Annotated in this window: 24 protein-coding genes and 1 pseudogene; 11 read left to right on the plus strand and 14 right to left on the minus strand. The window is 73.6% G+C overall.

All coding sequences use genetic code 11. The annotated features are described in order from the left end of the window. Nucleotides 1-49: 49 nt before the first annotated feature. Nucleotides 50-1,774: a methionine--tRNA ligase gene (gene metG / locus Sri02f_RS31080; protein ID WP_109004652.1), complete on the minus strand. Its 1,725-nt coding sequence runs from the start codon at nt 1,772-1,774 to the stop codon at nt 50-52. A gap of 146 nt (nt 1,775-1,920) precedes the next feature. After that, nucleotides 1,921-3,987, minus strand: a complete 2,067-nt coding sequence (locus Sri02f_RS31085) for a VWA domain-containing protein (protein ID WP_109004653.1) — start codon at nt 3,985-3,987, stop codon at nt 1,921-1,923. Nucleotides 3,988-4,253: 266 nt separating this feature from the next. On the opposite strand from Sri02f_RS31085, the gene Sri02f_RS31090 reads away from it, so the two are divergent. Then, on the plus strand, nt 4,254-6,332 hold the full coding sequence (locus Sri02f_RS31090) for a PhoX family protein (RefSeq protein ID WP_109004654.1): 2,079 nt from the start codon (nt 4,254-4,256) through the stop codon (nt 6,330-6,332). Here the strand turns inward: Sri02f_RS31090 and Sri02f_RS31095 are convergent. The 3 genes from Sri02f_RS31095 to Sri02f_RS31105 form a co-directional block, all read right to left on the minus strand. Further along, on the minus strand, nt 6,329-8,287 hold the full coding sequence (locus tag Sri02f_RS31095) for an FUSC family protein (RefSeq protein WP_109004655.1): 1,959 nt from the start codon (nt 8,285-8,287) through the stop codon (nt 6,329-6,331). The two genes, Sri02f_RS31090 and Sri02f_RS31095, sit on opposite strands and share 4 nt — an antisense overlap. A 137-nt stretch (nt 8,288-8,424) precedes the next feature. Beyond that, complete coding sequence (locus tag Sri02f_RS31100) at nt 8,425-9,333, minus strand: hypothetical protein (protein WP_109004656.1); 909 nt, start codon at nt 9,331-9,333, stop codon at nt 8,425-8,427. A 302-nt stretch (nt 9,334-9,635) separates the two neighbouring features. Continuing rightward, entirely contained in the window at nt 9,636-10,082 is a 447-nt protein-coding gene (locus Sri02f_RS31105; RefSeq protein WP_109004657.1) for a hypothetical protein, read from the minus strand. A gap of 135 nt (nt 10,083-10,217) precedes the next feature. Between Sri02f_RS31105 and Sri02f_RS31110 the strand changes: the two genes are divergently transcribed. Together Sri02f_RS31110 and Sri02f_RS31115 are read left to right on the plus strand one after the other, a co-directional pair. After that, nucleotides 10,218-11,444, plus strand: coding sequence for a PP2C family protein-serine/threonine phosphatase (locus Sri02f_RS31110; protein ID WP_109004658.1), 1,227 nt, complete (start codon nt 10,218-10,220; stop codon nt 11,442-11,444). A 79-nt stretch (nt 11,445-11,523) separates the two neighbouring features. Then, nucleotides 11,524-12,726, plus strand: coding sequence for a hypothetical protein (locus Sri02f_RS31115; RefSeq protein ID WP_109004721.1), 1,203 nt, complete (start codon nt 11,524-11,526; stop codon nt 12,724-12,726). Between the two features lie 70 nt (nt 12,727-12,796). On the opposite strand, the gene Sri02f_RS41410 is transcribed toward Sri02f_RS31115, so the two are convergent. Beyond that, a complete protein-coding gene (locus tag Sri02f_RS41410; RefSeq protein WP_159106802.1) occupies nt 12,797-12,967 on the minus strand; it encodes a hypothetical protein in 171 nt (56 codons plus the stop codon). Nucleotides 12,968-13,097: 130 nt separating this feature from the next. On the opposite strand from Sri02f_RS41410, the gene Sri02f_RS31120 reads away from it, so the two are divergent. Both Sri02f_RS31120 and Sri02f_RS31125 read left to right on the plus strand, forming a co-directional pair. Continuing rightward, nucleotides 13,098-14,441, plus strand: coding sequence for a helix-turn-helix domain-containing protein (locus tag Sri02f_RS31120; protein WP_109004659.1), 1,344 nt, complete (start codon nt 13,098-13,100; stop codon nt 14,439-14,441). Between the two features lie 199 nt (nt 14,442-14,640). Then, complete coding sequence (locus tag Sri02f_RS31125; RefSeq protein WP_109004660.1) at nt 14,641-15,366, plus strand: GAF and ANTAR domain-containing protein; 726 nt, start codon at nt 14,641-14,643, stop codon at nt 15,364-15,366. 36 nt (nt 15,367-15,402) lie between these two features. Here the strand turns inward: Sri02f_RS31125 and Sri02f_RS31130 are convergent, their stop codons facing one another. Next, nucleotides 15,403-16,173 (minus strand): hypothetical protein, encoded by a 771-nt coding sequence (locus Sri02f_RS31130; RefSeq protein WP_109004661.1) that lies wholly within the window; start codon nt 16,171-16,173, stop codon nt 15,403-15,405. 253 nt (nt 16,174-16,426) lie between these two features. Between Sri02f_RS31130 and Sri02f_RS31135 the strand changes: the two genes are divergently transcribed. Next, entirely contained in the window at nt 16,427-17,389 is a 963-nt protein-coding gene (locus Sri02f_RS31135; RefSeq protein WP_109004662.1) for a nucleoside hydrolase, read from the plus strand. Nucleotides 17,390-17,452: 63 nt separating this feature from the next. On the opposite strand, the gene Sri02f_RS31140 is transcribed toward Sri02f_RS31135, so the two are convergent. Continuing rightward, nucleotides 17,453-18,418 carry an LAETG motif-containing sortase-dependent surface protein gene (locus Sri02f_RS31140; protein WP_109004722.1) on the minus strand — a complete coding sequence of 322 codons (966 nt, stop codon included), beginning with the start codon at nt 18,416-18,418 and terminating at the stop codon, nt 17,453-17,455. Between the two features lie 255 nt (nt 18,419-18,673). Here Sri02f_RS31140 and Sri02f_RS31145 point away from each other — a divergent pair, with 255 nt between their 5' ends. Continuing rightward, entirely contained in the window at nt 18,674-20,320 is a 1,647-nt protein-coding gene (locus Sri02f_RS31145; protein WP_109004663.1) for a glycoside hydrolase family 13 protein, read from the plus strand. Nucleotides 20,321-20,343: 23 nt separating this feature from the next. Here Sri02f_RS31145 and Sri02f_RS31150 read toward each other — a convergent pair whose 3' ends face one another. After that, nucleotides 20,344-21,072 carry a DUF4142 domain-containing protein gene (locus Sri02f_RS31150; protein WP_174855742.1) on the minus strand — a complete coding sequence of 243 codons (729 nt, stop codon included), beginning with the start codon at nt 21,070-21,072 and terminating at the stop codon, nt 20,344-20,346. Nucleotides 21,073-21,288: 216 nt separating this feature from the next. On the opposite strand from Sri02f_RS31150, the gene Sri02f_RS31155 reads away from it, so the two are divergent. After that, complete coding sequence (locus Sri02f_RS31155) at nt 21,289-21,993, plus strand: MOSC domain-containing protein (RefSeq protein ID WP_245970886.1); 705 nt, start codon at nt 21,289-21,291, stop codon at nt 21,991-21,993. 5 nt (nt 21,994-21,998) lie between these two features. On the opposite strand, the gene Sri02f_RS31160 is transcribed toward Sri02f_RS31155, so the two are convergent. The 3 genes and pseudogenes from Sri02f_RS31160 to Sri02f_RS31170 all read right to left on the minus strand — a co-directional run. Continuing rightward, entirely contained in the window at nt 21,999-22,262 is a 264-nt protein-coding gene (locus Sri02f_RS31160) for a hypothetical protein (protein ID WP_109004664.1), read from the minus strand. Nucleotides 22,263-22,271: 9 nt separating this feature from the next. Continuing rightward, complete coding sequence (locus tag Sri02f_RS31165) at nt 22,272-22,499, minus strand: DUF397 domain-containing protein (RefSeq protein ID WP_109004665.1); 228 nt, start codon at nt 22,497-22,499, stop codon at nt 22,272-22,274. A gap of 8 nt (nt 22,500-22,507) precedes the next feature. Continuing rightward, a pseudogene (locus Sri02f_RS31170) lies at nt 22,508-23,065 on the minus strand (DUF5753 domain-containing protein); the annotation flags it as partial. 14 nt (nt 23,066-23,079) lie between these two features. Here Sri02f_RS31170 and Sri02f_RS41855 point away from each other — a divergent pair. After that, nucleotides 23,080-23,238 (plus strand): hypothetical protein, encoded by a 159-nt coding sequence (locus Sri02f_RS41855; protein WP_167467650.1) that lies wholly within the window; start codon nt 23,080-23,082, stop codon nt 23,236-23,238. A 121-nt stretch (nt 23,239-23,359) separates the two neighbouring features. Further along, a complete protein-coding gene (locus Sri02f_RS31175) occupies nt 23,360-24,064 on the plus strand; it encodes a DUF6445 family protein (protein ID WP_174855738.1) in 705 nt (234 codons plus the stop codon). A gap of 45 nt (nt 24,065-24,109) precedes the next feature. Here the strand turns inward: Sri02f_RS31175 and Sri02f_RS31180 are convergent, their stop codons facing one another. Then, the gene (locus Sri02f_RS31180) at nt 24,110-24,649 is read right to left on the minus strand and encodes a hypothetical protein (RefSeq protein ID WP_174855739.1); all 540 of its coding nucleotides are present in this window, start codon (nt 24,647-24,649) and stop codon (nt 24,110-24,112) included. Between the two features lie 200 nt (nt 24,650-24,849). Here Sri02f_RS31180 and Sri02f_RS31185 point away from each other — a divergent pair, with 200 nt between their 5' ends. Continuing rightward, nucleotides 24,850-25,344: a DUF7144 family membrane protein gene (locus Sri02f_RS31185; protein ID WP_109004666.1), complete on the plus strand. Its 495-nt coding sequence runs from the start codon at nt 24,850-24,852 to the stop codon at nt 25,342-25,344. 31 nt (nt 25,345-25,375) lie between these two features. On the opposite strand, the gene Sri02f_RS31190 is transcribed toward Sri02f_RS31185, so the two are convergent. Continuing rightward, nucleotides 25,376-26,203, minus strand: coding sequence for a M23 family metallopeptidase (locus Sri02f_RS31190; protein ID WP_109004667.1), 828 nt, complete (start codon nt 26,201-26,203; stop codon nt 25,376-25,378). Between the last annotated feature and the right edge of the window lie 13 nt (nt 26,204-26,216).

Consider the following 26,216-nt stretch of genomic DNA (forward strand, 5'->3'; position numbering starts at 1 on the left):
GCGTCAGCCCGGAGCAGCCCGGAGCAGCCCGGAGCGTCAGCCCGGAGCGTCAGGCGTCGGTGCCGCCGAAGCGCTCCTTGTACGCCTCCAGGTCCTCGTCCGTGAGCTTGGCGAACAGGACCGGCGGGACGGTGAAGGGCGTGCCGGCCGGGACGGAGGCGAGGACGCGGGCCTCGTCGGCCGTGACCCAGGTCGCCGTGTCGTCGGCGAGGGAGAACGCCTCACGCATGACCTTCGCCGTCGCCGGGATGAAGGGCTCGGAGACCACCGCGTAGAGGTGGATCAGGTTCATCGCCGTGCGCAGGGTGAGGGCCGCGCCGTCCTTGTCGGTCTTGATCTCCAGCCAGGGGGCCTTCTCCTCCAGGTAGGAGTTGCCCGCGGACCACAGGGCGCGCAGGGCGGAGGCCGCCTTACGGAACTGCAGGGCCTCCATCTGCGACTCGTACTCCGCGAGCAGTCCCGCGATCTGCTCGCCCAGCTTCTCCTCCGCCTCGCCGGGCGCGCTGCCCGCCGGGACCTCCTCGCCGAAGCGCTTCTTGGAGAAGGACAGGACGCGGTTGACGAAGTTGCCCAGGGTGTCGGCGAGGTCCTTGTTCACCGTGGCGGTGAAGTGCTCCCAGGTGAAGGAGGAGTCGTCCGACTCGGGGGCGTTGGCGATGAGGAAGTAGCGCCAGTAGTCGGCCGGGAGGACGGCCAGCGCCTGGTCGGTGAAGACGCCGCGCTTCTGCGAGGTGGAGAACTTGCCGCCGTAGTACGTCAGCCAGTTGAAGGCCTTGACGTAGTCGACCTTCTTCCACGGTTCGCGCACGCCGAGCTCGGTGGCGGGGAACATCACCGTGTGGAACGGGACGTTGTCCTTCGCCATGAACTCGGTGTACCGGACGGGGTTCTCGCCCGTGTCGGCCTCGTACCACCACGACTTCCAGTCGCGGTTCTCCGGGTCGAGGTCCGACCACTCCTTCGTCGCGCCGATGTACTCGATCGGAGCGTCGAACCAGACGTAGAAGACCTTGCCCTCGGCGGCCAGCTCCGGCCAGGTGTCGGCCGGGACCGGGACGCCCCAGTCCAGGTCGCGGGTGATGGCGCGGTCGTGCAGTCCCTCGGTGAGCCACTTGCGGGCGATGGAGGAGGCCAGCTGGGGCCAGTCGGCCTCGTGGCGGGAGACCCACTCCTCGACCTCGTGCTGCAGCTTCGACTGCAGCAGGAAGAGGTGCTTGGTCTCGCGGACCTCCAGGTCCGTGGAGCCCGAGATCGCCGAGCGCGGGTTGATCAGGTCCGTCGGGTCCAGGACGCGGGTGCAGTTCTCGCACTGGTCGCCGCGAGCCTTGTCGTAGCCGCAGTGGGGGCAGGTGCCCTCGACATAGCGGTCCGGCAGGAAGCGGCCGTCTGCCGGGCTGTACACCTGGCGGATCGCCCGCTCCTCGATGAAGCCGTTCTCGTTCAGCCGACGGGCGAAGTGCTGGGTGATCTCGACGTTCTGCGGGGAGGAGCTCCGGCCGAAGTAGTCGAAGGCCAGCGCGAAACCGTCGTAGACGGCCTTCTGCGCGTCGTGCGCCTGCGCGCAGAACTCGGCGACCGGGACGCCCTGCTCCTTCGCGGCCAGCTCGGCGGGGGTGCCGTGCTCGTCCGTCGCGCAGATGTAGAGCACCTCGTGGCCGCGCTGGCGGAGGTAGCGGGAGTACACGTCCGCCGGGAGCATGGACCCCACCATGTTGCCCAGGTGCTTGATTCCGTTGATGTACGGAAGGGCGCTGGTGATGAGGTGTCGAGCCATCGGAGGCTGCTCCCAGGTCGGTCGTGCGGCGGTCGTTTTATGAGCCTTGAAATTGAAATCGTAGCCGACAAGGGTGGGCCGCCCGCCTCCCGTTTTACGGGGTGGGAGGCGGGCGGCCCGGGGGTGTCGCGAGGCGTCGGCGGCGGTTACGGCCGCCAGACGGCCAGGACGCCCTCGTAGAGCTCGGCGTCCGTGAGCTCGCGCGGGGCGGGGCCCGCGTGGAAGAAGGACGTGTTGGGGGTCTTGAGCTTGCGGAGGTAGTCGAAGGCCTTGTTGTCGTGCTCGCCGAAGGCGACGAAGGAGAAGAAGACGCCGGGGTGGTTCTCCGCCGCGTCGGTGAGGGCCTGGGTGGCCGGGGTCTTCGCGTCCGGCGCGCCGTCCGTCTGGAACACCACCAGGGCGGGGACGCCGGCGGCTGCCTTCTTCTCGTGATGCCCGACGACGGCCTCGACGGCGGCGTGGTAGCTGGTACGGCCCATGCGGCCGAGGCCGGCGTGCAGCTCGTCGATCTTGTTCTCGTGGTCGGTGAGGGTCAGCTCGCCGGTGCCGTCGAGCTCCGTGGAGAAGAAGACCACGTGGACCTTGGCCTCGGGGTCGAGGTGGGCCGCCAGGGCGAGGGTCTGCTCGGCGAGGGCCTGGGCGGAGCCGTCCTTGTAGTACGGGCGCATGCTCGCGGAGCGGTCCAGCACGAGGTAGACGTCGGCACGGGCCCCGGTGAGGCCGCTGTTCCCGAGGGCGGTGGCGGCTGCCTGGTAGGCGGTGGCGAGACCGGCGAGTGCCTCGGCCGGCAGCCGGGCGGGGCCCTGCGCCTCGGCTTCGCCCTCGGCGGAGCCGTCGTCCCCACGCGCACCGTCGGTGCCGCTCTCGTCCGCGGCCGCGGACTTCGCCGCGTCGTCCCGGGACTCCCCAGCGTCCACCGCGGGCGCGGGCGCGGGCGCGGCCTCGGGCTGGGGCTCGGGCTCAGCGGGGGCTTCTGCCTCGGCCTCCGCCTCCGGAGCGGACTCAGGCTGCTCCGCAGCGATCGCCGGCTCCGGTGCCGGTTCGGGCTCAGGCTCCGGCTCCGGCTCCGGCTCGGAGGCCGGTGTCTCCGCCTCGGCGGTCGGCTCCGGCGCTGCTTCCGGGGTGGGTTCCTCGGCCGTCGTCCCGGCCTCGGCCTGCGGGTCCGTCTCACCCGGGGCCGCGACCGGCTCGGGCTCGACGGAGGCGCTCGCCTTGTCCTTGTCCTTGTCCTCGGCGACCGGCGTTTCCGCCGCCGCCTCGGCCTCGGCTTCGACGCCGACTTCCTCTGCTTCCGCAGCCTCTGCTGCGGCCGAGGTGTCCACCGGTGCCTCGGCGTCGGCGTCGGCCGCGCTCTCGGCCTCGGCGTCCGCGTCCGCGTCGGTCTTCGTCTCGGCGTCGGCGTCGACCTTGGTCTCGGCCTCGGCCTCGGCGTCGGCGTCGACCTTGGTCTCGGCCTCGGCCTCGGCCTCGGCGTCGACCTTGGTCTCGGCGCCGACCTCGGCTACGGCCTCGGTGTCCGCCGCGCTCTCGGCCTTGGTGCCGGTGTCCGTCTGCGCCTCGGCGACGACGTCGGCGTCGGCCGGGGTCTCAGCCTTGGCGTCCGTGTCGGTCTTCGTCTCGGCGTCGGCGTCGACCTTGGTCTCTGCCTCGGCCTCGGCGTCGACCTCGGCTACAGCCTCGGCGTCCGCCCCGGTCTCCGTCTCGGCGTCGGCGTCGGCGTCGGCCTTAGTCTCTGCCTCGGCGTCCGCCCCGGTCTCCGTCTCGGCGTCGGCGTCGGCCTTGGTCTCGGCCGCGTCCCCGGCGTCCGTGGCGGCCTTGGTCTCGGCCTCGGCGCTCGCGGCGGTCTCCGTCTCGGCCTCGGCCGCGTTCGCGGTGGGGCTTGGACGCGTGTCCGCTGCGGGGCTCGTCGAGGTCGGGGTGGTGGATTCCGTCGACCTGGTGGGCTTCGGGACCGATACGTGGTCGAAGGCCGCTGCTACGAGGTCGTGTTCGTCCTGGGTTGCCGGGCGGGGTTCCGGGACCTTGGCGACCGTCGGGTCCGGCGTCGGCTCGGTCGTCGGGGGTGTGGGGGCGGCCGGAACCGGCTGCTCCTGTTCCCGCCCCTCGGCGGAGGTTCGTTCCTGCGAAGGAACCTGTTCCGCACCCTCTGCCTCGGCGGTACGCCCCTTGCGGGACCTGCCGAACGCATTCCGCAGGAGAGTGAGAATGCCCATTTGCGCAACCCTTCGCATGAGTTGATGCCCGTCAATCCCTGGCCAGGACGGACACGTAAGGTTAGCGGCCCCGTGTGGCGATCTTGGGCAGGGGTGAGTGTGCGGAACCGGGGTGTGTCAATACCGCCTCGACGCCCCCTCCGCGCCTCCCCGACGGCCCTGTGGCTGCCGGGGATTCACTCTCCGTTCACGCTGCCGCAGCTCCTGCGCACTTACGCGACCCTAGGGTCACGTTCACGCCAAGGGAATGCAAGGGGAGATTAAAGGTGCGCAAGCTTCTGCCGTTGATCGGAACGCCGTCCCAGTCCCATCCCGGCGGCCGCTCCGCCATGACCTGCCGTTTCCGGTGTGGTGACGCCTGCTTCCACGAGGTGCCCAACACCAGTGACAACGCCTACGTCGGCGACGTCATCGCGGGGGCGATCGGCCGGCGGGCGGTGGTGCGCGCCGCCGCCGTCGTCACCGTCGCGGCCGCCGCCGGGACCGCCGGCCTCGCCGGTGCGCAGCCCGCCGCCGCCGCGCCCGCCGAGGCGGCAGGCCGGCCGGCCGGGAAGCCGGGCGGCAAGGCCGCTCGCGGGCTGCGCTACAGCTCCGTCGCCCCGAACACCGCCGACGCCGTCACCGTGCCGGACGGGTACGGGCAGAACGTCGTCATCCGCTGGGGCGAGCCCATCCTGCGCGGTGCTCCGGCCTTCGACCCGGAGAACCAGACCGCCGCCGCCCAGGCCGGTCAGTTCGGCTACAACAACGACTTCCTGGCGCTGCTGCCCCTCCCCGGCGAGTGCGACCGCCAACTGCTGGTCGCCAACCACGAGTACACCGACGAAGTGCTCATGTTCCGCGGGTACGACCCGGCGAGCCCCACCCGGCGGCAGGTCGAGGTGGCCTGGGCGGCGCACGGGCTGGGCGTCGTCGTCGTGGAGGAGGACCGGCGGACCGGCAAGCTCACCGCCGTGCCCCGGCACCACCTCAACCGGCGGGTCACCGCCACCACCGAGTTCCGGCTCACCGGTCCCGCCGCCGGGTCCGACCTGCTCAAGACGTCCGCCGACCCGACCGGCCGCAAGGTCCTCGGCACACTCAACAACTGCTCCGGCGGGACCACCCCGTGGGGCACCACGCTGCACGGCGAGGAGAACTTCAACCAGTACTTCGCCAACGGCGGCCGGGCCACGGACAAGCGGTACGGGATCGGGACCGGGGCCACCGAGCGCAAGTGGGAGCGGTTCGACAAGCGCTTCGACGTGGCCCAGGAGCCCAACGAGGTGCACCGGTTCGGCTACGTCGTCGAGCTCGACCCGTACGACCCGGCCTCCACGCCCCGCAAGCACACCGCCCTCGGCCGGTTCAAGCACGAGGCCGCGACCGTGCGGCTGACCGAGGACGGGCGGCCGGTCGTCTACTCCGGTGACGACGAGCGCTTCGACTACTTCTACAAGTTCGTCGGAAGCAAGCGCATGCGGAAGGGGTCGGGCCGGGCCGTGCGCGAGCACAACCTGTCGCTGCTCGACGAAGGCACGCTGTACGTCGCCCGTCTCACCGGCGACTCCCCCGCGATCGAGGTGGACGGGACCGGCAAACTGCCGGCCGACGGCGAGTTCGACGGGAGCGGGGTGTGGATCCCGATCGCCACCGCCACCGCCGAGGGGGCCGTCTCGCACGTCGAGGGGATGAGCGCCGAGGAGGTCTTCGTCTTCACGCGGCTCGCCGGTGACAAGGTCGGCGCGACGAAGATGGACCGGCCCGAGGACATCCAGCCCTCGCCCGTCACCGGCAAGGTGTACGTCGCCCTCACCAACAACTCCCACCGCGGTGTCGGCGCGAACGCCAAGGCGGACGAGGCCAACCCGCGCAACGCCAACAAGCACGGGCACATCCTGGAGCTGACCGAGCGCAGCAACCGTCCCGAGAGCACCTCGTTCGCCTGGTCGCTGTTCCTCGTCGCGGGCGACCCCGACGACCCGGCGACCTACTTCGCGGGCTTCCCGAAGGACGACGTCAGCCCGATCTCCTGCCCGGACAACGTGGCCTTCGACCCGCACGGCAACCTGTGGATCTCCACCGACGGCAACCAGCTCGGCTCGCACGACGGCCTGTTCGGCGTCGCCACGCGTGGCTCGCGGCGCGGTGAGCTGAAGCAGTTCCTCACGGTGCCGACGGGCGCGGAGACCTGCGGTCCGCTCGTCCAGGACCGGCGGGTGCTGGTCGCGGTGCAGCACCCGGGCGAGGTCGACGGCGCGACGGTGGACAAGCCGGCGAGCACCTGGCCGGACGGGCCCGGGAAGATCGTCCGCCCGGCCGTGGTGGCCGTGTGGCGCAAGGACGGGCAGGACATCGGCGTCTAGGACCTGCCGGCGGGGTGCGGTGAGGTGATCACCCTGGCCGCCGCCACCTCCTGGCGGAGGGGTTCCAGGACGCTGTCGGGCGGGCCGGTCAGGTAGGTGCGGACCGGGTACAGCACGTCCGTGTCGCGCAGGCCGTCGGCCAGTTCGCGCAGTTGCAGGGTGACCTGTCCGACCTCCGCCGCCGACGGCGGTCCGGCTCCGTGTCTCACCCGGACCCGGGCCGCCGTCGTCGCGTCGACCACCCGTTCCACCGCGACGACCATCGGCCACCAGGCGGCGGCCCGGCGTCCGGTGGGCGGGGGCTCGGTCAGGGCGCGCTGGAACTCCGTGCGGACGACGGACAGGTCGCGGTAGAGACGGCGGCGCATCCGGGCGCGTTCGGCGGGGTGGACGTCGGGGCCGAAGGCGGAGTCGACGTAGCGGGCGGTGTCGGCGACGGCGTCGGCCAGCCGGTCGCCGACCCGGGTGTGCCAGCTCTCCGGCCACAGCAGGTACCCGGCGACGAGCGCGATGCCGCAGCCGATCAGGGAGTCCACCAGGCGGGGCAGCAGGAGGGCCGTGCCCTGGTGGTTCAGGATGTCCGACAGCAGCAGGATCACCGGGGTGATCGCCGCCGTCTGGTAGCCGTATCCGCGCGGGGTCAGGGCCGGGATCAGCGGGGCGAGCAGCAGCATCGCCGCCACGTCCCACCACCCCCGCGGGACCTGGGACAGCACCGCCGCCGCGACCACGAGGCCGGCCACCGTCCCCAGCGCCCGCAGCAGCGCCCGGGAGAACACCGAGCCGAAGTCGGGCTTCATGACGAAGGTGATGGTGAGGGCCACCCAGTAGGAGCGCGGCACCGGGACGATGGAGACCAGCACCTGGGCGAGGCCGATGCACAGGGCCAGCCGCAGACCGTAGCGCCAGGACGCGGCGGAGAGGGCGACCTCGCGGGCGGCGCGGGCGGCGCGGACCCGCAGGCCGGCCGGACGGCCGAGCCGGTCGTCGAGTCCTCGGGGGTCGAGGTCGGGGGCGGCGACCACCTCGGCGGCGTGCCGCAGGGCGTGGTCGACGGCGCGCGCGGTCTCCGTGCCGGGGCCGGGCAGCCGGAGCCCTACCGGCCCGGTGAAGCCGGTCTCCACCGCCCGCGCGAGGTGGAGGACGGCCTCGGGGACCTCCGCCGGGAGCGGCCGGCCGTTCAGATGAGCTGCGGGGGCCGCCTCCACCACCGGGGTGATGGCGTTCAACACGGCCACCAGACGGGTGAGTTCGGAGCTGCGGCCGTGGTGTCCGGTGCGGCGGGCGAGGACGAGGTCGTAGGACTGGTTGAGCGACTGGGTGACGGTGTGCCGGGCGTCCTCGTACGCGCCGGGGACCTGGCTGCCGCAGGCGGCGAGCAGGTCGGCGACCGTGCGATAGGCGGCGGCGACCGCCGTGCGTTCCGGCACCCCGGAGCGCAACGGCCAGGCCAGCAGGGCCAGCAGCAGCACGAGCAGTCCGCCGCCGGTCATGAGGAGCGGGGCCAGCCACCAGGGGCCGGGCAGGGCGAGACCGGCCCCCACCACGGAGTTGAGCAGGAGCAGCAGTCCCGACACGGACGCCACGGCCCCGATCGTCGAGATCATCCCGGAGAGCAGCGCGACGCCGGTGACGGCGGCCACCGCGAGCCATCCGTGCCCGTACACGGCGGATCCGAGGGTGACGCCCACCGCCCCGAACAGCTGGGGGATCGCGATGTTGAGGATCCGCATGCGGTAGGCGTCGGCGGTGTCGCCGATGACGCCGGACAGCGCGCCCATGGAGGCGATCGCACCGTAGGCGGTGTGTCCGGACGCCAGGCCGATCGCCAGCGGCAGCGCCATGGCGAGAGCGGCGCGGGCGACGGCGGGCCGGCTGACGGGGGACCGCTGGGACCGGAGGTTCCGCACCAGCCAGTCCGGAGGGGTGAGGCCGATGGGGAACGCGCGGGGCATGCGCTCATTATGAGCGCCGCTCCGCTGACGGGGACAGGCGGTCGGGGCGTCGGGCCGCCAGGCGGTCGGGTGGCCAGGTGGCCAGGTGGCCAGGTGGCCAGGCCGTCAGGCGATGAGGCCGTCAGGTGGTCAGGTGGTCAGGCGCGGATCCGTGTGGGCTCCGGGGGCGTGGGGGCCGTGGACGCCCGCCGGCCTCGCAGCCGGCGGACCACGGGGGAGCCGGGCTGGGTGAGCCAGGTCGCCGCCGCCACCGTCAGCCCGAGCGCCAGCAGCAGCCAGGACGCCGTGCGCAGGGTGGCGGTGAGCGCGTCGTAGACCGCGCCCGCGGCGGGGCGGCGGGCCTCGTCGGGCAGGTCGGCGAGGGTCAGCCGGCGGCCGACGGCGACGGCGAGTCCCAGGAACGCGCCGCCCAGGGCGGTGCCGAGGGCGGTCGCGGTGATCGCCCGCCGACGGCACGCGGCGACGGCGATGCCGGCGACCCCGAACGCGACGGCGGCCAGGGGCAGCCAGAAACCTGCGACGTCGAGCACGCGGTAACCCTTCCGGAGTGCGGCCAGGTCGTCGGACGGGAGCAGCGCCACCCGGGTGTGCTCGACGGGCAGCCGCTCGGCGAACGGCACGTGATCGGCCGTCAGTTGACGCTTGAGGGGGGCGGTCACGGTCGCCAGGTCCACGGTGACCGGGCTGTCGTCGCCGTCGGCGCGGTCGGCGCGGTCGTCGCGGAGCGCCTTCATCACCGCGGTGTGCGCGGCCGTGTTGCCGGCGTCCCAGGCGGTGCGGTAGGCGCGGGTCGCGGTGAACGAGCGGACCGCGTCCCGCAGGAACACGGGGTTCATCCCGGCCTCGCGCGCCACCCCGTCGCCCACCGTGTCGGCGACGGCGTCCCGCACGGCGGGGTCCGAGGCGAGCGGCGCCATCGCGGCGACGTAGCCGCGCGTGTCGGTGAGGCCGTACGCCGCCCAGGCCGCGAGCGCGCCGAACGGCACGAGCAGGCAGGACAGGGCGACGAGGACGGCCGAGAGGGCGGTCCGCAGGCTGGGGGACACCTCTCCAGGCAACGGGTCCGGGGCGCGGAGCGCGAGCCCGTGACGGCCGTACGGGTGGCGCCCGGCCTACAGGACTCGCCCTTCCGGTGGAGGGTTCACCCGAACGGGTGTTTCCTGGTTTGGGGGGAAGCCCGGGTTCCGGGGGGGAATTCAGGAGGCCGTTCCTGCGCGCGGCGGGACGTCAGGTACCTCGTCGGGCGGCCGGGAGTTGATCGTCCTCGGTCGGCCGGTGAGTGGAGGGATGAGGGAACGCACGGGCCCCGGCGCGAACCGCCGGGGTCCGTGCGGCGGAACCGCCGGAGTCAGCGGATGCGGTGTCCCGCCGCGTCCTCGTGCGTGTAGTAGCGGAAGAACAGGACGACGAAGGTGGCCGCCCCCACGACCAGCCCCATCCCCGTGGAGCGCAGGATGCTCGCGTCGGTCTGGCCGTAGAGGAAGCCCATCGCGCAGCCGGCGAACACCGCCCACAGCAGGGCGTGCAGCTCGCGCCGCATATGGGGGGCGAGCGCGTGGACGCCGGTCCACAGCGCGGCGAACACGAGCGCGCTCACGAAGCCGAGCAGGATGTTCCAGCCCGTGATGGGCCCGCCGGAACGGTTGTTGGCCGCCACCCAGTAGCCGTAGACGAGCCCCAGGGCCGAGGCCGTGGCCCAGCTCGCGATCCGGTGGGTCCGTTCGCTGAACAGGTCGGGCGTCCGGGATCGCGCGGAAGCGGTCCGCAGTCCCGACGCCGGTGCCGCATGAGCCATGAGAGCGCTCCTCTCTCTCCTCGCCCCCGGCTTCCAGGTCACACCCCGGCCGCTGCCGTGGCAAGTCGGATGACGCGAATTCCCGGATGCGGACGCCCGGATGCGGAGGCCGCCCGCCCGTGTTTCGCTGACCTCATGGAGTCCCGCGGTCACGGCCTGCTCGACCGCCGTCCGCGGAGCGGGCCCAGGGACGTCCTGCAGCGCCACCAACTGCTGCGGATCCGGGGCCGCAGCGTCACCTGGCTGGTGCCGCTCGGCGTGCTCGCGGCCATCTCCTACGCCGACTTCAACACCACCGGCGAGTTCCGCATCGTCTCGTGGTGCGTGTTCGTCTCCGCGATCGCCGCCGCGCTGTGCGGGGTGTGGACGACGGCGCTGTTCGCGGTGCTCGCCCTGGTCACCTACGTCCTCAGCGACGCCGCCTGGCCCTCGGAGTACCGGGAGGGCCCGGCGGACTTCGTCCTCGTCCTCGTCGGCGGCGTCCTGTCCGTGCTGGCCGCGTCGGTCCGGGTGCGCGGGGAGCGGCGGATGCTGCACATCATGCGCATCGCCGAGACCACGCGCCGTACGGTCCTGCGTCCGCTGCCGCCGCGCTGGGGCGGCCTCGACCACGCGGCCGTCTACCTCGCCGCCGACGCCGACGCCCGCATGGGCGGCGACTTCTACGACATCCAGCCCGGCCCGCACGGCACGCGCGTCCTCCTCGGCGACGTGCAGGGCAAGGGGCTGGGCGCGGTGGAGGCCGCGGCCGCGCTGCTGGGCACGTTCCGCGAGGCCGCCTACCACGAGAGGGACCTGGTGACCGTGGCCGCCCGTCTGGAGACGCGGATGCGGCGGCATCGTGCGCACACCGTGGCCCTCGGCCGGGCGGACGGCGACCGGTTCGCCACCGCCGTGCTGATCGGTTTCCCCCCGGCCGCGGCCGGGGACGCCGGGCCGGGCACGGTCGAGCTGATCGGGTTCGGGCACGAGCCGCCGCTCGCGGTCGGCGGCGAGCGGGGCGTGCGGACGCTGCCGCACGGCGGCGGGCTCCCGCTGGGGCTCGGCGAGCTGGCCGGGCAGGACGGGCCGCCGCCGGTGCTGCGGGTGCCGGTCGCCGCCGGTGAGACGCTGCTGCTGGTCACCGACGGGGTGACCGAGGCCCGGGACGGCGCCGGGGAGTTCTATCCGCTCACCGAGGAGGTCGCGGCGGCGGTCGCCCGCGATCCGCGCACGGCCGAGCCCGGCCGCCTGGTGGGCTTCGTACGGGACGGCACGCTGCGGCACTGCGGGGGCCGCCTCGCCGACGACACGACCGTGTTCGCCGTGCGCCGCGCCGCGGGCGGCGACGAAGGCCCCGTAGGGGGACGTTTGCGGTCCTGAAGGCCCCCCTTCGCAGCAGCAGCGGTTACGGTGCTGACGTACGTGATCGACAGAGGGAGGGGCCATGCGGGAGGGGATCATGCCGGGAACGGTGCTGCTGCTCGCGGCCTCGCCCATGGGCAAGGGGTGTCTGGTCGACGCGGCCTCCGTGCTCCCCGTGCTGGCGGCCGTGCCGCCCGCCGTGCTGGCCGGCGCCGACACCGCGAACGTCGTCGAGCTCGCCGATCCGCTCGAGCCGCAGGCGGTGCTGACCCGGTTGCGGGCCGCCGCGGCCGCGCCCGGCCCGCTGACCGTGTACGTCGCCGGCCAGCTCCAGCTCGACCGTCGTCAGCGGCTGCCGCATCTCGCGCTGGCGCGCACGACGCCGTCCACCGTGCGCTACACGGCGTTCCCCTGGCACTGGTTCCGGGAGGAGCTGCGGCTGCGGCCGGCCGGGGCGACGACGGTCCTGCTGGACCTGCACGCCGACGCCGAGACATGGGAGTGGCTGCGGGGCAACGTCCTGGACTGCGGACCCGCGGTGACCGTGTACGGGAGGGTCGCGCCGCCGGCCGGACGCGGGCGGCGGGCGGTCGCCGCACCCTCGTACATGAAGGCGATGGCGACGATACTGCGCAGCGGTGGGCGGCCGGCGCTCGAGCAGCTGCACCAGATGGCGACGGCCCGGATCGCCGGCGACGGCGAGACGGGAGACCTCGTCCTGCACGCCCCCGCCGACCTCCGCCACGCCCCCGCCGACCTCGTCTCCCACGCGCCCGCCGGCCGCGTCCCCCACGCCCCCGCCGAACACGTGACGCCGACGCCTGCCGACCCCGTCCGGCCCTTCCCCGAGCAGCCGTTGCCCGCCCCGGCCCACCCCGGCGATCCGCACGCCGACATCTCCGCCGCTGTCCGGTCGGGCCGGCACGCGGACGCCGACGCGCTCGCCGCGCGGTGGGAGCAGGCTGCCGTCGTGGCGCACGGAGCCGGCTCCGAGGAGGCGTTGCACTGGGCCGAGGTGCGGGCGGACCTGGCGATGTTCGCGGGGGACGCCGCGGGCAGCTGCCGTATCTGGATGGCGGTCGCCGCCGCACGGCTGGACGCCGGTCAGCCGGCGGACGCGCCTGCCGTGGAGGCGGCCGTGGACCGGGCGCACCACCAGTGGGGGCGGATCGGCAGCGCGGCCCGCGCCCGTGAGCTGGGGTCGGCGCTCGCCCGGTTGCGCGGCCGGGTGCCCGGCCGCCACGAGGGCGCGCTGGACCACGTCCAGGAACAGCTGCGGCAGTTGCAGACCCAGGGGTGACCGGGCGGCGCGGGCCGGCTGTCCCGGTGCGGCGCCTGCGGAGTCGCCGGCCTCGGCGGCGTCGGTGACGTCAGTGGCGTTCCGCAGTGTCGTGCCGGATGACGGGGGCGGACGGAGCGCTGCCGGAGGCCGTGGCCGGGCCCGCGTTGGCCGCGGTGACCAGCGCCGTCACGGTCAGCACGGCCGCGGCGACGGCCCTGACACAGCGCGTGGAAGGGCGTGCGGAGATGCGTCCGGACACGGCTACCTCGCAACGTCGGCGACTGCGATACTCACGTCAGCCAGCTGTTAAGCGTGCTTAACTCACTGTTTAACCTAGGGGCTGGGCCAGTCCGACGGCAAGAGGCACAGGGCGAGTTGGGGGGGCCGGCGTGGCAGAGCGGGACGAACCAGAGGTCGTCGGGCGTCGGGTGCAGCGCATGCGCGTCGAACGAGGGCTCACCCAGCGGCAGTTGGCCGAGCCGACCTACACCCCCGCCTATGTCTCCACGCTGGAGGCCGGCCGCGTGCGGCCCTCCGACGAGGCCCTCAGGCACATCGCGGGGCGGCTCGGCGTCGACTTCGAGGAACTGGCCACCGGCCGGCCCGCCCGGCTCGTCACCGACCTGCGGCTGCGCCTCACCGAGGCCCAGCGGGCGCTGGCCACCGGGGAGGCCGAGGAGGCGACCCGGCAGTACACCGCGCTCCTCGCGGAGGCCGAGGAGCACGGGCTGGCCGCGGAGGAGGCCACCGCGCTGCTCGGCCTCGGGGAGTGCGGCATCGACGCCGGAGACCTGGACACGGCCCGGCGCTGCTTCGAGCGGGCCGAGCGGCGGCTCGCCGACGCCCCGCTGCCGGCCCGCGTCCCCGCCCTGCGCGGCCGGGCCGTCGCCCACTACCTCGCGGGCGAACTCCGCTACGCCGTCTACCTGCTGGAGTCCACGCTCGACGAGCTCAACCGGGGCGGGCTGCACGACCCCGACGCGCTGCTGCTCCTGTACGCCTCCGTCATCGGTCCGTACATGGACATGGGGGCCGCGGCCCGTGCCGCCCAGGCGGCCGAGTTCGCCCTCGCCCTCGCGCCCCGGGTCGGCGACCCGGCCCTCGTGGCGCGGATGCACCGGTCCGTCGCCCGGACCCTCCTCGCCGAGGGCCGCCTCGCGGAAGCCGACGCCTCGCTGGCCAAGGCCGCCGAGCTCTACCGCCAGCTCCAGTTGCGCACCGAGCTCGCCAACTGCCACTGGATGCGCGGCTACGTCTATGCCCAGAACGGCGAACTGGAACGCGCGGAGCAGGAGTTGAGGCAGGCGCAGGCCATGCACTCCGCGCAGCGCGCCGCCCTCTACAGCAGTCAGGTCACCGTCGAGCTGGCGGACGTGCTGCACCGCAGGGGCAGGTCGCAGGAGGCGGCCGCGCTGCTGCACGGGGTGCTCGGGGACCTGTCCTCCGAGCGGGGGGCCGTGCACTCGGCCGGCGCCCACCGGCTGCTCGGCATCATCGCCGAGGACGCGCGGGACACGGAGGCGGCCGAGGAGCACTACGTGCGGGCGCTCAGTCTGCTGGAGCGGGCGGGGGCGGCGGGCGACCTCGCCGATCTGTGCCGGATGCTGGGCGACCTGCTGCGGCGTACGGGGCGGGTCGAGGCGGCGCTGGACGCGTACCGCACGGGCCTCGGGCACCGTACGGCGCCGGGGTCGACGACCCTGGGTCCGGCCCCGGCCCAGCCCCCGCTGTAGACCTCGCCGCCCCGCTCCTCTCCACGCCCGCCGTTCTCCTCCCGGGCCGTCGGCTTTCGGGCTGCCGGTTTTCGGGCCGTCGGTTTCCGGGCTGCCGGTTTCCGGGCCGTCGGTTTTCGGGCTGCCGGTTCCCGCGCCGGGGGCGGGGTACCCGGCAGCTCGTCGGAGGTGGACGTGCCCCGTCACGGAGGTGAGGGCCATGGGCGGCCAGGAACGGAGCCGGGTCGCCGAGGTCATCGGCCGGGAGACGCGCGGCGCCGGGCCGCGGGAGGTGCCGCAGCGGCTGTGCGACGCGGCGGTGAAGCTGCTGCCGGTGGACGACGCGGGCGTGGCCCTGTGCGGCGAGGGGATGTCCGTGCCGCTGGGGGCGAGCGGGCAGCGGGCCGCCGACGTCATGGAGCTGGAGGTCACCCTGGGGGACGGACCGGGTCTGGAGGCCGCCCTGACCGGTTCGCCGGTCTGCGCCCGGGATCTGTCCTCCCGCCGGGACGCGTGCCGCTGGCCGGTCTTCGCCCTGCAGGCGGCGGCCGCCGGGGTGCGGTCGGTGTACGCGCTGCCGCTGGGCGACCGTGCGGTGTGCGTGGGCACGCTCGACCTCTACCGGGACGTCCCCGGCGAACTGACCGCCGACGGGCTGCGCACGGCGCGGACGGTCGCCGACGCGGTGACGTCGGCGCTGGTGTCGCTGCCGCGGGACGAGCGCGACGACCCGGGCCGGTGGCTCAGCCCGCTGGCCGCCGACCACGGCGAGGTCTACCAGGCGGTCGGCATGGCCATGGTGCAGTTCGGCGTTCCGGCGGACGAGGCGCTCGCACTGCTGCGCGGCCACGCCTTCGCCCAGGGCCGCCCGGTCCTCGAACTGGCCCACGAGGTGATCACCCTCCACACCCGCTTCGACCGTTTCGACGAGCCCCCTCCTTTGTGAACGCGTGAACGCGTGAACGCGTGAAGGCCTGGGCCCTCAGACCTGGACCTTGGGCTGTTTCCTGACGTCCGCCAGTCGGCGCACGCCGAGTTGGACCGCCGCCTGCGTCGCCTCGTTCGGGGCGTCGCCGAGGCCGCCGTCGACGAGGGCGAACGCGTCCTCGCCGGCGCGCACGGCGGCCACGTCCAGGGTGAGGACGGTCGGGCCGCCGCCGGTGGTCGCCCAGACCGTCGCCGTCACGCGCAGACCCTGGCGGACGTCGCCCACCTCCGGCAGGGGCAGCTCCGAGACCCGCACGTCGAGCACCGTGTCACCGGTCGCCTTGGCCGCGAACCGGGAGCACTTCTGGGGCATCGTCTTCAGCCAGGCCAGCCTGCGGTCGACGTCCGCCGGTCGGTGGCCGGTGAGCTGGTAGCGGAGCTGCGCGCCGGTGTCCGGGTCGTCCAGGGCGGTGACCGTGCGGGCGGGGCCGCCGAGCGGCTCGTCGGCGTAGAGGTCGTCGAGGAGCTTCTGGCACTCGGCGGTCGACGTGGTCGCCTTGAGCATCCCGTCCCGCCAGGTGGCCGCGCCCTGGGTCCGGGTCCAGGGCGGGCCCAGGTCGGTCTCGGTGATGAGGGCGGCCTGCGCCTGCGCGTCGGTGAGGCCGGAGGAGGCCGCCGGCGCGCTCGGCCGGGCCGAGGTCCGCTCGACCGTCGGCAGGGCCGGAGCGGCCGTCGGCGGGTGCTCCAGGCCGAGGGTGGCGCACCCGGTGACGGCGGTGAGCGCGAGGACGGCGGCGGCGGAGGCCAGGAGGGTGCGACGGGTCATCGGGGGTGCCTCCAGGAGTGCGCGCGGGCTGCGTCCTCCCACGGCACCATCGGCGCCGCCCGCCGACCAGCGCGGACGGTCCGTACGGGTTACCGGCGTCGGTGCGGGCGGGTGGGCGGCGCGGGAAAACGGGCGGGCTGCCGGTCGGGGAGCTGGTGCGCCGGATCGGGGAGCGGGCGGCGGCGCGCGGCTGTGGGACGAAGGCGCTGCCGCATAGGGTCGGGTACGACCGTGGTGCGGAAGGAGTCCTCAGGTGACCGAGCAGCCCATTCCCGTGATCATCGACTGCGACACGGGCGTCGACGACGCCCTGGCCCTGCTGTTCGCCGTGCGCCACCCAGGCCTGGACGTGCGGGCGGTGACGTGCGTGGCGGGCAACACGGACGTGGACGGGGTGGTCCGCAACACGCTGACCGTCCTGGAGCAGGCGGGCGCCGGGGACGTCCCGGTGGCGCGCGGCGCCGAACGTCCGCTGATCGAGCCGCTGCGGGTGGCGCGGCATGTGCACGGCGCCGACGGCATGGGCGACCTGGGCCTGCCGGCTCCGGCCCGCCGTCCGGTCGACGTGGACGCGGTGGCCCTGCTGCGGCGCGAGATCCTCGCCTCCCCGCGCCCGGTCACGCTGATCCCCACCGCCCCGCTGACGAACATCGCCCTGCTGCTGCGCACCCACCCGGAGGTGACCGGCAACATCGAGCGGATCGTGTTCATGGGGGGCGCGGTGACGACCGGGAACGCCACGCCGGTCGCGGAGTTCAACGTGTGGCACGACCCGGAGGCGGCGGCGGTCCTGCTCACCGCGGGCGTGCCGATCACGATGTACGGGCTGGACGTGTTCACGCGGGTGCTGGTCCCGGCGGCGGACGTGGCGCGGCTGCGGGCGAGTCCGGAGCCGCGGCTGCGGCTGGCCGGCGAACTGCTCGCCCACCGCGATCCGGCGACCTCGGGCGACCCCACCCCGACCGGCGGTCTCGGCGACGCGGGAGCGGTCTGCGCGGTGGCCGACCCGGCGGGCCTGACCACCGAGCTCCTGCCGGTCGAGGTCAGTCTCGCCCCCGGTCCGGCCCGCGGTCAGACGGTCGTCGACCGCCGCCCGCGTCCGGGCGAGTCCGAGATCCACGAGGGTGCGCGCGAACAGGCCCTGGTGGACGTGGCGTTGGACGTGGACGTGGAACGCTACGTGAAGCTGTGGCTGACGACGGTGGAGGGCGGCTGACGCCCGCCCCCCACCACCGGCGACATCACCGCGCCGGCACCGGCGCCGGTGATGTCGCCGACGTCAGGCGCGCGTGCCCTTGCGGCGTCGGGTGGCGACGACGATCGCCGCGCCGCCCGCGAGCAGTGCCGCTGCGCCGCCCGCGATCAGGGGCGTCTTGCTGCTGGCGCCCGTCTCCGCGAGGTCGCCGCCGCCCCCGTCGGGGGTGGGGGCGGGGGCGACGGTCGACTCGGAGGACGACGGGGCCGGGGTCGGGGAGCCGCTGTCGGAGGCGGACGGCGACGGTGTGGCGCTGTCGCTGTCCGACGGGGTGGACGGCGTGCTCGCCGGGGTCGACGGCGTGCCCGAGGGGGTGCCGGAGGCGCTGCCCGACGGCGCCGGCGGGGTGGCGGGCGGCTGCTCGGTGACGGTGCAGTCCTTCGTGCCGCCGTTCCAGGCCGCGATCAGCTTGTCCTTGATGACCGGACGGTCCGGCCCCTTGGGCAGGTCGCCGTGGACGAAGCCGTCCTTCGCGTCGTGCCTGCCGTCGAACTTGACCGCGCCCCGGTAGAGGTCGACCTGCGCGAAGCAGCCCGCGTCGGGCACCGCGATGTCGAGGGCGTCGCTCTGCCCGGCCTTGACCGTCACGCTGTCGAAGTCGACGAAGACCTGCTCGCCGGAGGTGCGGAAGCTGGACCCGTGGGCGAGGTAGGAGGCGAGGGACGCGGTGCACGTCGAGGCGTCGCCGGCGGCGCGGACCTTGATGTGGACCTTGCCGTCCCCGGTGGGGCGCAGATTCTGGTCGTCGACGCGGACCGAGGCCTCGAAGTGCGTGCCGTCGAGCGAGAACTCGCAGCGGTCGGTCCCCGTCTCGGTGCCCGCGCCGGTGCCCGGCTGGTACTGGCCGCCGGACTGCCAGCCGTCGCCGCCGGGCGTCCCGGTGCCGGCGAAGGCGCCCGAGGCGGCGGCTGCGGAGGCGGCGCAGAGGGTGAGCGAGGCGGCGCCCGTCCCCAGCAGTCGGCGTACGGTGACTCGTCTCGCTATGGACATGCGCATCCCATTCTTGGCGAGTGCCAGGGGTGAGGCCGATGGGTCGGATCAGCCGAAGTCTCAGGAGAGGCACCGGGCCCTTGATGTCCCGGGCGTCACAGTGTGAGGCCATCGTCGTGTGGAGGGCAGACCCATGTCAACCTGCGCCAAACCCAAGGGAGTTCAAGTTTCCGTCACACCTTCGGCACGAGCGGAACGATCGGCTCCGAACGGTCGGACGTTCCCTTTCCCGGCAACCTGGACAGAATCCCCTCCGTGACCGACTCCTCCTCCCACCGCTCCGACTGGTGGCGCCAGGCCGTCGTCTACCAGGTGTATCCGCGCAGCTTCGCCGACGCCGACGGCGACGGGCTCGGCGACCTGCGCGGCGTCGCCGACCGGCTGCCCCATCTGGCCGCCCTCGGCGTGGACGCCCTCTGGCTCTCCCCCTTCTATCCCTCCGAGCTCGCCGACGGCGGTTACGACGTCGCCGACCACCGGGACGTGGATCCCCGGCTGGGCGACCTGGCCGACTTCGACGCGATGGTCGCCGAGGCCCACCGCCTCGGCCTGAAGGTGATCGTCGACGTGGTCCCCAACCACACCTCGCACCAGCACGTCTGGTTCCAGGAAGCGCTGTCCGCCGGGCCCGGGTCCCCGGCCCGGGAGCGCTATGTCTTCCGCGAGGGACGCGGTCCGGCCGGCGCGCTCCCGCCCACCGACTGGCAGTCCGTCTTCGGCGGCAGCGCCTGGCAGCGCGTCCCCGACGGACAGTGGTACCTCCACCTCTTCGCCCGCGAGCAGCCGGACCTGAACTGGGATCACGCGGAGGTCCGCGAGGACTTCCGCACCACCTTGCGCTTCTGGTCCGACCGGGGCGTCGACGGCTTCCGGGTCGATGTGGCCCACGCCCTCGCCAAGGACCTCGCCGAGCCCCTGCGCGACCTGGGCGCGCCGGAACTGTTCGGCGAGGAGGCCCTCCACCGGCTGCCCCCGGGCGCCCATCCCTTCTACGACCGCGACGAGGTCCACGAGATCTACCGCGACTGGCGCCGCCTGTTCGACTCCTACTCCCCGCCCCGCACGGCCGTCGCCGAGGCCTGGGTGCCGGGTGCGCGCCGGGCCCTGTACGCCCGCTCGGACGAACTCGACCAGGCCTTCAACTTCGAGTACCTGCAAGCCGGCTGGGACGCGGAGGAGATCCGCGCGGTCATCACGGACTCGCTGGCCGGCGCCCGGGCCGTCGGCGCCTCGGCCACCTGGGTCCTGTCCAACCACGACGTCGTGCGGCACACCTCGCGCCTCATGCTCCCGCCGGGCGCGGACCTCGACGCCTGGCTTCTGTCGGGCGGCCGCGCCCCGCGCGTCGACGAGCAGGCCGGTCTGCGCCGGGCCCGCGCGGCGACGCTGCTCATGCTGGCGCTGCCTGGATCGTCGTACCTCTACCAGGGCGAGGAGCTGGGCCTGCCGGAGGTGGCCGATCTGCCCGTGGAGGTGCTCCAGGACCCGGTGTGGGAGCAGACCGGCCGCGTCCGCAAGGGCCGCGACGGCTGCCGGGTGCCGCTGCCGTGGACGGCGACGGGCCCGTCGTACGGCTTCGGCGCGGCCGGCGCGTGGCTGCCGCAGCCGCCCGGCTTCGCGCGGTACGCCGTGGCGGCGCAGGACGGCGTGGCGGGCTCCACCCTGGAGCTCTACCGCACGGCCCTGCGCCTGCGGCGCAAACTGCTGCAGGGCGAGGAGCTCGTCTGGGCGCGCGAGTCCTCGCCGGGCGTGCTGTCCTTCGCCCGCCACGACGGCTGGCGGTGCGTGACCAACCTGTCCGACGCGTGCGTGCCGTCGCCGCCGGGCGAGGTGCTGCTGAGCAGCGTCCCCCTCGGCGACGACGGTCTGCTGCCCCCGGACACGACGGTCTGGCTGGCGTAGCTCCCGGCCCTGTCCCGCCGCCGCTACTGGGCGCCGTTGCCGCCCACGACCGCGCTGAGGTCGAGGGGGGTGGAGGTGGCGGTCGGCGGCGGGGTGAGGATGATCATGGGCTGGCCGGCGGGCGGGACCGGCGGCGTCAGGTCCGACTTGGGCAGCTTCGGCGGCGTGGTCTGGTTGAACAGCGTGGTGTCGAAGTCGACCAGACCGGTCTTCTCCATCACCGTGATGTGGTCCAGAACGGTGTTGTTGGCCTGGTCGGCGAGCGCACGGACCAGCGTGTTCTTGGTCGTGGACCGGATCTTGGCGATCGTGTTGAAGATCGAGCCGTGCGTCATGCGCAGGATGTTGGCGAAGTCGGTGTCGAACTGCTTGCCGCTCTCCGCCTTCAGCTGGGTGACGAAGCCCTCCTGCTGGGGGCTGGCCACGTTCGGCAGCGTGATGTTCAGCATCGGCGCGATCTTGCGGCAGCTGGTGTCCAGCGCTCCGTGACCGTCGATCAGGTGGTTGCTGGCGGTGCGCACAGCGGGGCTCGTCCCCTTCTGGAGCCCGATCTGCCCCAGCGGGTACTCCCACAGTCCGGCGGCCCGCACCTTCACCACGAAGTCCCGGTCGCCCTCGGTCAGCGGGCCCCACTGGGTATTGGCGATCACCCGGTCCGTCGAGGTCGACACGGTGTCAAGTCCGAGCATCGATGGGTAGGCGAGCGCGCTGAGCGTCAGGGTCAGCGCCCCGCCCACGAACAGGGTTCCCATCATGTTTCGCGAAAGTGGCACCGTGCCTCCTGCCCGGTCGGGGATTCCGCCGATATGTCGATGTGCCGTGCCCGGTGGGGGCGGACACACAGGAGTACGGGCGCGAGCCGGATCCGACTCACCGGTATCCGTGAAAAATTGAGGGAGGGTCGGAGCGCCGCCGGCCAGGAGAGCCGGCGGGCCGACGGGGGAGTCGACGGAGACGAGGGGGCCGCGGTGACGGTCGCGAGACTGAGCGGGATCACGTACTACCCGGTGAAGGGCTGCGCGGGGGCGGAGCTGTCCGAGGCGACGCTGACCCGCGCGGGGCTGCCGTACGACCGCGCGTACGCGATCGCCGACGAGAAGGGCGACCCGCGCTGGCAGGGCGGCGATCCCGCGCTGGCGCTGATCGCACCTGAACTGACCGGGGACGACCTGACCTTGCGGGCCCCGGGCCGTGACCCGGTGCCGGCGGACAGCGCGGACGTGCACGCCTGGATCAGCGACGTCCTGGGCGTCCCGAGCACCCTGGTCCGCTGCCCGGCGGGCAACGGCGGCCGCCTGCACGTCGTCTCACGGGCCGGCCTGGACGACCTGAACCGGCGGATCGCCGCACGCGGAGCCGCGCCCGTGCCGATGAACCGCTTCCGCCCCAACCTCGTGGTGGACGGGTGGGACGCCCCGCACACCGAGGACCGGGCCGCCCGTCTCGTCGTCGGCGGCGCGGAACTGTCCTTCACCGAGGCCACGATCCGCTGCGCCGTCACGATGGTCGACCAGCGCACCGGCCTGCGCTCCGGCCCGGAACCCCTGCGCACCCTCGCGGACTACCGCCGGGCGGACGGCGGCGGCCTCGCCTTCGGCGCCTACTTCGAGGTGCGGCGGGCAGGGCGGGTGTCGCTGGGCGACGAGGTCACGGCCGAGTTCCGGATGCCCTAGATGCCCTAGATGCCCTCGATGCGCTTCACGCCCGCGGTCCGCGTCATCTCCTCGACGGCCTTCGACAGGCGGCGGGCCTTGAGGGCACGGTTGATCGTGTGCACGCGGATCGCGGTGAACACGGCGACGGCTGCGCCCAGGGCCACCCCGATCCACTCGTGATCACGGATGCCCGCGTAGAAGAGGAGGCCGCTGAAGGGGACGCCGACGACGACGAGCAGGGGTTCGCGCACCCAGAACGGGAGGACGCGGAGGACGAGACCGATCATCCGGTCACTTCAGCAGTCCCGGTCCGCACCTGCTGTGATGGACGCCACAATTCCGGGAGTTCTTGTGCGTATGGCGTGAAGGAAATGCGTCACGGCGGTGGGGCCGGCCGCGAGGGCGGCGGCGGGGGAGTCCGATTCGCGCAGATGGAGCGCCGCGGGGGTGGAGCCGAGCTCGACGCAGTCGTTGCCGTCGCCGCCGCCGGAGAACGAGGACTTCTGCCAGTTGTCGGGGGTCATGGTGCGCCTCACAGTTCCTTGGCGAGCCTGCGGATGAGGTCACGCGACCGGTCGGGTTCGAGTGACGCCGCCTCCACATTACGGAAGAGTGCCCGGAACGCTCCGAGTTGGGACTCCGCGTCGATGAAGAGCGTGCCGTGGGGTGCGTCGCGGACCACTGTGTCCAGTTTGGGGACGGCGCCGCCGACGTACGTCATGGAACTACCGGCCCGGGGGAAGCCGTCGAGGTCGAACGGAATGACGCGCAGGGTGATGTGGTCCGCCTCGGAAGCCTCGACGAGTCGCGAGAGCTGAGCCCGCGAGGCCGAGCGGTCACTGACCCTGATGCGCAGCGCCGACTCGTGGACGACCACCTTGTACGGGATGGTGATTTCCTGTCTCGCCAACCGGTGGCGGACGCGCAACTCAAGCTCATTCGGCGTCAGTTCGGGCAGCCGGGACGAGAAGACGGCGCGTGCGTAGTCCTCCGTCTGGAGCAGGCCCGGCACGTACAGGACGGCCACCTGGTCTCGGAATCGGGCGTGGTGATCCAGTTCGGACAGGTCCAGGAACGACGTCGGCAGCAGCGGACCGGGCCGATATGACGCTTCGCATCCTGGAATGGCGTGGCATCTCCGTGCCGGACGCCGTGCGTGAGCGGGTCGTGTCGTGCTCCGACCTCGAGCAGCTCACCACCTGGTCGCAGCGCGCCGTCCACGCCACCACCGCCGAGGACCTCTTCGCCGGTCCGAACGGATGACGCCGCCGCCTCCTCGGTTGGTGAACCGTTGACCGGCTCGACGAAATGTTGACCACTTCGCGAAGGAGTGCGGACGAACGGGAGGGCGAGTCGTGGCGGGCCCTTGGCCTAGTTTCGCTGCATGTCCATGCCACAGCGGCCCCACCAGCCCGCGAGGGCTGCCGCCACGCTCCCGGTCCTGCCCTACCGCAAGCCCACCAAGGGTCGTGACTACTGGGTCCTCGACGACGTCTTCCCCGAGGCGGACGTCACGGCGATCCGGGAACGGTGTCTCGCCAAGGACGACTGGGTCAAGGGTTACCCGTACACCTCGGAGAGCTGGCCCGGACTGCGCACCATGCCCGGGCTGGAGCCCGCCGAACTCGGGCGCGTGGAAGGGCTGGTGAGGAAGGCGACGGGGGCGAGCAGGCTGTGGGTGCAGCAGGCTCCCGGCGGCGGCACCCTCAACCACAACTGTGTGCAGGTCGTGGGCGAGGGGGAGAGCACTCCGCGGCCGCACTCCGACTCGCGGGCGCTGTGCCGGTACGCGGCCGTGCTGTATCTCAACCCGGCGGTCCCCAAGGACTGCGGGACCAGTTTCTACCGGCAGTCCCTGCCCGGCGGCCGGCTCGGCGGCAACGTCGTCCAGGCGCCGCACAACAACCTCGTCGACGCCCTCGGCACCCGGTTCGTCGCGCCGGACGCCTTCGAGGAGGACGTGCGGGTGCCGCACAAGGCGAACCGGCTGCTCCTCTACCACGCCAACCTCGTGCACAGCGCCACCGGTTACTGCGGCACGACGCTGGAGGAGAAGCGGATGACGGCCGTCTTCTTCTGGATGGCCTGACCCGGTCGTACGGTCCCGTCCGCTTCGGTCCCGGGGCGGTCCCGGTCAGTAGCGCACCGCACGGACCGCCTGCGTCCTCACCTCGCCGGACAGCTTGCGGTTGCTTCGGGCGGTGGCCTTGCCGGTCTTGCCCGCCGGGACGTCGGAGACGGTCACGAGGACCGTGTCGAGCCGGTTGCCGCCGGAGTCCTCGAAGTCGACCTGGACGGCGAACGACTTCGTGGAACCGGCGCTGTTGGCGGCCGTGACCTCGACCGTGCTGCGGTCGCCGTCGGTGCCGGGCGCGCCGAGCTTCACGTCGTCCTTGGCGTCGACCCCGCCCTTGATCTCGTCGAACCGGCGGTTCACCTCCGCCGTCGCCGACGCGTACGCCTCCGACGCCTGCGAGGCGAGCGAGGCGAGCGAGGACGCGGCCGCGGTGGCCTGCGCGCCGACCGACTGCGCGGCGGACGCGGCCTTGCTGGTCACCGACGAGGGGGTGTTGTCGCCGGAGCAGCCGGTGAGCCCGGCGGTCCCGAGGAGCGCCGCCGCGCAGGCCGCCGTCACCAGCACGCCCTTCTGCCGACGGGTGCGGTGAGCTGCCATCTCTCCTCCAGTTCGCTGACCGGATCCGGGGACGGACCCGGTCTCCAGTGAAGGACGGGACCGCCGCGCCCGCATGCCGGCTCACCCGAACGGCACACCCCCGTGGTGGCGGCCCCCGGCCCGGCGGATGGTCGAGCAAGGACGACCGAGGAACGACAGGGACGACAGGGACGACAGGGACGACGAGGACGGGGTACGCCATGAGCGACCAGCCGCACGGACAGCCGTCGCACGGGTCCCCGGTCTGGGACCCCTCGCACCAGGGCACCGGCACGCCGCCCGACCGGCCCCCGGGCGGGCCGGGAGGCGGGGCGGTGGCCGCCAGCGGGGTCGTCTTCGCGGGCGTGCTCATGTTCGTGAGCGGTGTCCTCGCCGCCTTCGAGGGCATCGCGGCGATCGCCCGCGACGACGTGTACGCGCGGATCGGCAGCTACGTGTACGAGATGAACCTCACCGGCTGGGGCTGGCTCCTGCTGGCCGTGGGCGTCGTGGCCGCGGCGACCGGCTGGGGCCTGCTCACGGGCGCCGCCTGGGCTCGGGTCAGCGGCATCGCACTCGCCTCCCTGAGCCTGGTGCTGCAGTTCCTGTTCCTGCCGTACGCGCCGTTCTGGGCGGTCGTCCAGATCGCCCTCGACGTCTTCGTGATCTGGGCCCTGGCCACCTACGAGCCCCCCGCGTCACCACGGCAGGGCTAGCGATGCCGCACGGTTCCCACGGGATCCACGGTCAGGACGTCCCCGGTGTGCCGGACACCTGTACCTCCTTGCGGCGCAGCCAGGGCAGGGGCGGTACCGCGGAACCGGCGTAGGGGGTGATCCGCACCTCGAAGTGCAGATGGGGGCCGGTGACGTTGCCGGTCGCTCCCGAGAGGCCGATGCGCTGACCGGTGGTCACTCGCTGCCCCCTGCGGACGTCGATGCGGGACAGATGGGCGTACTGGGTGAAGTAGCCGTCGCCGTGCCGGACCAGGACCTGGTTGCCGAAGCCGTCGCCGCAGGTCGTGATCCGGACGACGCCGGAGCCGACGGCGTACACCGGGGTGCCGGAGTCCACGGCGAAGTCCTGGCCGGTGTGCCGGTGGGCCCAGCGGGAGCCCTTGGCGGCGAACCCGGCGGACAGCCAGTAGCGGCGGGCCGGGGCCGTCCAGGGGCGGGCGCGCAGCTCGGGCGGGCGGCTGCGGTCCCCGAACGGGCAGTGGCCCTGCCGTCCGGACGGATCGACGGCGACCGGGTCGGCGGTCTCCTTCGCCCCGGCCCGCAACCGGTCCCACAGCTCGGAGCGCAGCGCCTCCCGGCGGCGTTCGGCGTCCTCGATCCGCGCGGGGAGGGCGTCGGCCTCCCGGAGCCGGTCGACCCGCTCGCGGGCCTGCTCGTGCGCGCGGACGGCGCGGGCGGCGTCCTTGCGGAACCCGTCGCTCCCGGCGCGCTCCCGTCCTTCGGCGCCCGCGGGCACGGTGGCGAGGGCGAGCAGCAGGAGGGCGAGCAGGGCGGACCCGGCCGCTGCGCGAAGGCGCGCCCGCGTCCGCGGATGACGCGCATGGTGTTCTCGTCCCATCGTGCGATCATCG

The organism is Streptomyces rishiriensis (assembly GCF_003112535.1).
Taxonomy (GTDB): domain Bacteria; phylum Actinomycetota; class Actinomycetes; order Streptomycetales; family Streptomycetaceae; genus Streptomyces; species Streptomyces rishiriensis.